Below are 4,807 nucleotides of genomic sequence, written 5' to 3' on the forward strand. Positions count from 1 at the left end.
GCTCGTCAGGATTTTTACGTTCGCGTAGCGTGACTGCATGTCAATCGCATCTGGTTCTCACGGATTCAGTCGTTACAGTGTCGAGCCTGATACGTCTTGGTTTCACACAGATGTGTCAGGCAGCCAGAGTCATGGCTAACTGCATCGCTAGGGCACAAGCCACTGCTCTGTGGGCATCATCCTCTTGGAGGGTGAGAGCACCAAAAAGCACTAAAATCCCATCCCCCATGAACTCGTCGATAGTTCCTTGATAAGCAGTAATCACATCCGCCATGTGACCCAAATAGATGTTGAGGATTTTGACCACCTCTTGGGGATGTAACCGTTCTGAGATTGCAGTGAAGCCTCTTAAATCACAGGTCAAGATCGTGATTTTCCGGTTTTCACCCCCGAGTTTTTGTTTGTCTGGGTTCTCCAGCAAATCCGCCACCACTTGGTCAGTTAGGTAACGTCCAAAGGTGTGACGAATCTCTTTAGCAGTGCTAGCAACGTAAGCTGTGATGGCAATTGCAGAGCCACTTAAGGCTAACAATGGCGGTATCACCGGGAGCCACCAACCCCCCAAAAACGCTCCATAGGTACTTCCGAATAATGCCCCTGTAGCCACCACGGTAATCGCAGTTCTCCTCAAGGACAGCCCTCCGAGGCCCCCAAGATAACGCCATTTCCAAGTTAGAGTGGCACCGACGACAGACCAGCCTACAATCCACAGGATTTCCACAGGCTCAGACCAGGTTTTGAGCAAGGGACGACCATTTTCCACAGCACTAATAATTTGGCTGACCATGTTAGCTTGGACTTCCACACCAGCCGTTGACTCCCGGATGGTAGTGTCATTACTGTAGGCGGTGTAGAAAAAGTCATGTAAACTGACCCCAGTTGCACCAATTAAAACGATGGAATCATTGATCCAGTCATCTGGAATGTTATCTTCCAAAACGTCGATCATGGTTACGGTGCGGAAGGTTCCCGCTGCTCCGCGATAGTTCAAGAAAATCTGGTAACCGCCATCATCGATTCCCACATAACCACCGTCATTGCTGGCCAAAGGGCGAAACATGGCCTTGCCCCACTGGAAAATTCTGGGATCTTGCTGTAATGGTTCAGGAAAAATGTTTTTTGACTCTAGATAAATTCCCGCTAGGAGCATACTAAAGGAGGGCTGTACATGATCATTGACCTTCAGAGTAAGTAAGCTGCGCCGCAGGATACCATCCATATCGTTTAGGACATTATTGGCACCCACTAGACCGAGTTCACTGAGAATCGGTGGAGGAGACACCGCATTGTCAGGGTTGTCTTGATCGATGTATTCAATACCAACTAAGTTAGGTGTGGTTTCAAACACTCTGCGTAACTCACCATGACCGGGTTCAACCGGAAAATCCCGATACAGGTCAAGACCAATGGCTGCAGGATTTCGAGCTTTTATTTTCTCTAAAAGTCGGGCAAGCATCTGATCAGTGATTGGCCACCGTCCAGCATACTTTAAATCTGCCTCACTCATAGCCACAATCACAATCCGTTCATCCGTAGGTTCCTTCGGACGCCAACAAAAGTATTGGTCGAGAGCCGCTAGTTCGTAAGGCTGTAACCAGCCGAGTAGCCTCAATGCGATCGCAATTCCAGCCACCACCGGTGTAGTAATTAGAACACCGCGCCATTCCCATAGTTGTTGTTTTACTGGTTGCCACATATAGCAGTTTTCAATTGGGTGAGGTACTTTCGTTATGGGTTTTAGGGAACAGGGAGCAGGGAGCAGGGAGCAGGGAGCAGGGAGCAGCGGATCTCGGAGCTGGGCAGAAACTTCAGATGTACCTCACGCTTACTAGGAAACTATTATTACGGTTGAACCTCAAAAAATGGTTTCTTCTGGAAAGGGTGATTGACAATGATAAAGCTATTGGTAACTACAAAAGCATTAGTGGGTGGATCTCACTTTGGCAAAAACACTTAGCACAATAGAAATCGGATAGGTCAGAGGGATTGCTCCCTCTTCGCCTCCTTAGCACCGTGCGAACAAGTCTCCAAGTACACGGCGCAACCAATTCCAAAAGAACACGTTATCTTTTATCCAGCTTTTCCCCCTTGAACTTCCGGTTTTGTACCTTTTGGCTTTTGTTCCGGGTCTTCGGGGAGGATTTAATCGCTCGAAACAGTTTATCCTGTATCTGCGGATTGCTAGCACCCAAGGCGTGGATGGTCTTATGGCAGTCTTCGTGGACATACACTAGGTTATTGTATTTATCCTCACCACCTTCGCTACGCGGGATGATGTGGTGTAAATGAACCTGATTGTAATTTCCTAGTGGTTGACCGCAATATGGACAAACGTATTGTTGCCGTAAGGCTATCTTATTTTTGCCCTTGGGAAGTCTTCCTTCTGCGGTCTTTTTGGCTTGTGATTTCTCCCTTTTTTCCCAATATTCTTTCAAATCCGGGTTATCCGGTGAGAAGTTATGTGTTACCAGAGTATGTCTGGTAATTTTTGTCCATTGTGCCTTTTCCAGATACAGGTCTTTTGAGCCAAAAACATACTGGTCTTCTCTACCTGGGCAGAACTTCCCATAATGTTTCTTCTTAATCCATTCCCAGGATTTTTGGCCGTATTTCCTTTTGCCCCATCGAACTAATTTCCAGTTTACGTATTGTTGTAGTTTGGAGAAAGTCTCTTTGGCTACAACTCCACTGTGATAGTTAGTCCATCCCCTGATGATGGGTTGAAGCTTGGGAATTATGCTTTCTGGGGATGCCCCTTTAAGCTTGGCCATTTCTATTTTGATTTTCTTCTTGATATTTTTGAGGCTTTTGTCGGATGGTTTGATGAATGTGATGAACCCTGTTCTTTTGGTGGTTGTCTTATATTTCCTGAAATTCCATCCTAGAAAGTCAAATCCTTCGGTTAGATGAGTTATCCTGGTCTTTTCCTCTGATAGAGTTAATCCTTTTTTGGTCAACCACTTTCTTGTGATTTCCTTAGCATTTGCGGCATCTTCTTTGGTCTCGGTAAGGATTACAAAGTCATCCGCAAAGCGAACTAGTGTTCTATTTGAGGTGTTGTACCAGGAAGGTTTACCGTTCCTTGAATCTTTCCTTTCCTTGTAAGTTATTCCTAGTTCTTCTTCCAATCCATGTAGGGCTATGTTGGCTAGGAGAGGGCTTATTATTCCCCCCTGTGGGGTGCCCGAATCTGTTGGGTGAAATGTGTTTTTATCCACATATCCTGCCTTTAGCCATTTTTCAATAGCCCCTCGGGCTGGAAAATTTCCTATGGAATCTAATAGGGGTTGATGGGCTATGTTGTCAAAACATCCTTTTATGTCTGCTTCTACTACCCACCACTTCCTATTTTTTTCGCCATTGATATTCAAGAAGATTCTTTGGCGGGCGTCGTGAGTACTTCTTTTTGGTCTGAATCCATAAGATGTACCCTCGAATTGAGCTTCCCATGTTGGCTCCAGCGCATTTTTGACAATGGCTTGCAAACATCTGTCGGTGATACTTGGTATCCCTAATGGTCGTTGTTTACCATTGCTTTTAGGTATATAGATGCGTTTGGTTGGTTTGGGAGACCATGACTTTAAGGTAGATAAGGTTTGTACCATCTGCTCCCTCTGTTGTGGGTTCAGACATTTTTCCTTATCCAATCCTGCTGTCTTTCTGCCCTTATTTTCCTGGGTGACTCTTTTGACCGATACCTGGATGTTGCTATAACTCCTGAGCATTAATCTCTGGAGTTTGTTAACTTTTTTCCAGTTGCCTTCACGTGTCGCTTTGAAAATACGTTGTCTTAATTTCCTTACCTGACGGTGGGCTTCTTTCCAATTGATGGAATGCCAATCGTTAGGTTGTTCTGTTACGATACTCCCGTCCGAAGACGTTAGTTCAATCTTTTCCATATACAATTTAAGGTAATCAATCACGTAGTTCCTTTGCTCGGAATCAGCTCTGAAATTCAGCGCTCTTTCGAGTGAGGGATTTTTCTTTTTACCCTCTATCCGACCGGTTATTTATTCCCGTTCCCTTTCAGGTTGTCGGCTTTTGCTTGGTTCAGACTTCTACCGGACCCAGAGTTATACCTCCTCTTGCGATTTGGCTACCCTGTGTATCGACCTGACACCAGGGACTCCATCTCGGCTTACCCGGTTACACACATTGAAGATACGAATCTGAGGTTGCCGTCTTTACACCGAGTCCTTTTTGAGATTCGACTGAATATTAGCCGATATCCAGTCCTTGGAGCTTATATCCCCATCATCGGTTTGATCAGGGATATTCATGTTTACGGTGCCTTTGAACAACGGTTCGTGTCCCTCAACCCTTTGATTCTTTCCCTGTTCGGTTATCACCTATCCGATGGTTCGGTTCAAACTTACTTTCTCTCTAGCTGTGAGACCTAAATCTACGGGTTATTACCAGTTTCAGTCGAAACCAGACATTCCTTCGATTCATGCCCCTTTGAGTGGGAACCAGCCTGAATCTTAGGCTGTGGAAGGCTTTTTACCCCTTCCACTTCAATGAGCGCCTTCTTCGGTCGCCCGGCTAATATCATGTTATGATAGTTACCCTTAATAAAAATCTCCCCCATCTCCCCATCCTTTCAAGGGTATGTTTTTTAGATTTGGGCATTCGCCTAGTGGGACTAAGCGCGATAATTCAAGGCATAAATAGTGCTATGCTATATAGGGTAAGTTTTTTAGGTTGGTTACTTTTTCCCTCCAATCCCATGAAAGAAACTGTTTCCACAGCAATGCCCCCGTGCTTCGATAGATGGTGTCAGCGTTTTGACGATATCTTCCGAACTAAA

The 4,807-nt window shown here is 45.4% G+C and carries 3 protein-coding genes; 1 reads left to right on the forward strand and 2 read right to left on the reverse strand.

Annotated elements, in window-relative coordinates; all coding sequences use genetic code 11:
* Positions 1–115 precede the first annotated feature (115 nt).
* Both F6K46_RS38280 and ltrA read right to left on the reverse strand, forming a co-directional pair.
* Positions 116–1,696 (reverse strand): adenylate/guanylate cyclase domain-containing protein, encoded by a 1,581-nt coding sequence (locus F6K46_RS38280; protein WP_293068394.1) that lies wholly within the window; start codon positions 1,694–1,696, stop codon positions 116–118.
* 367 nt (positions 1,697–2,063) lie between these two features.
* Complete coding sequence (ltrA, locus tag F6K46_RS38285; RefSeq protein ID WP_293068395.1) at positions 2,064–3,899, reverse strand: group II intron reverse transcriptase/maturase; 1,836 nt, start codon at positions 3,897–3,899, stop codon at positions 2,064–2,066.
* 186 nt (positions 3,900–4,085) lie between these two features.
* On the opposite strand from ltrA, the gene F6K46_RS38290 reads away from it, so the two are divergent.
* A complete protein-coding gene (locus tag F6K46_RS38290; RefSeq protein ID WP_293068397.1) occupies positions 4,086–4,400 on the forward strand; it encodes a hypothetical protein in 315 nt (104 codons plus the stop codon).
* Positions 4,401–4,807 lie beyond the last annotated feature (407 nt).

It is taken from the genome of Moorena sp. SIO3E8 (assembly GCF_010692445.1).
GTDB classification, from domain to species: domain Bacteria; phylum Cyanobacteriota; class Cyanobacteriia; order Cyanobacteriales; family Coleofasciculaceae; genus Moorena; species Moorena bouillonii.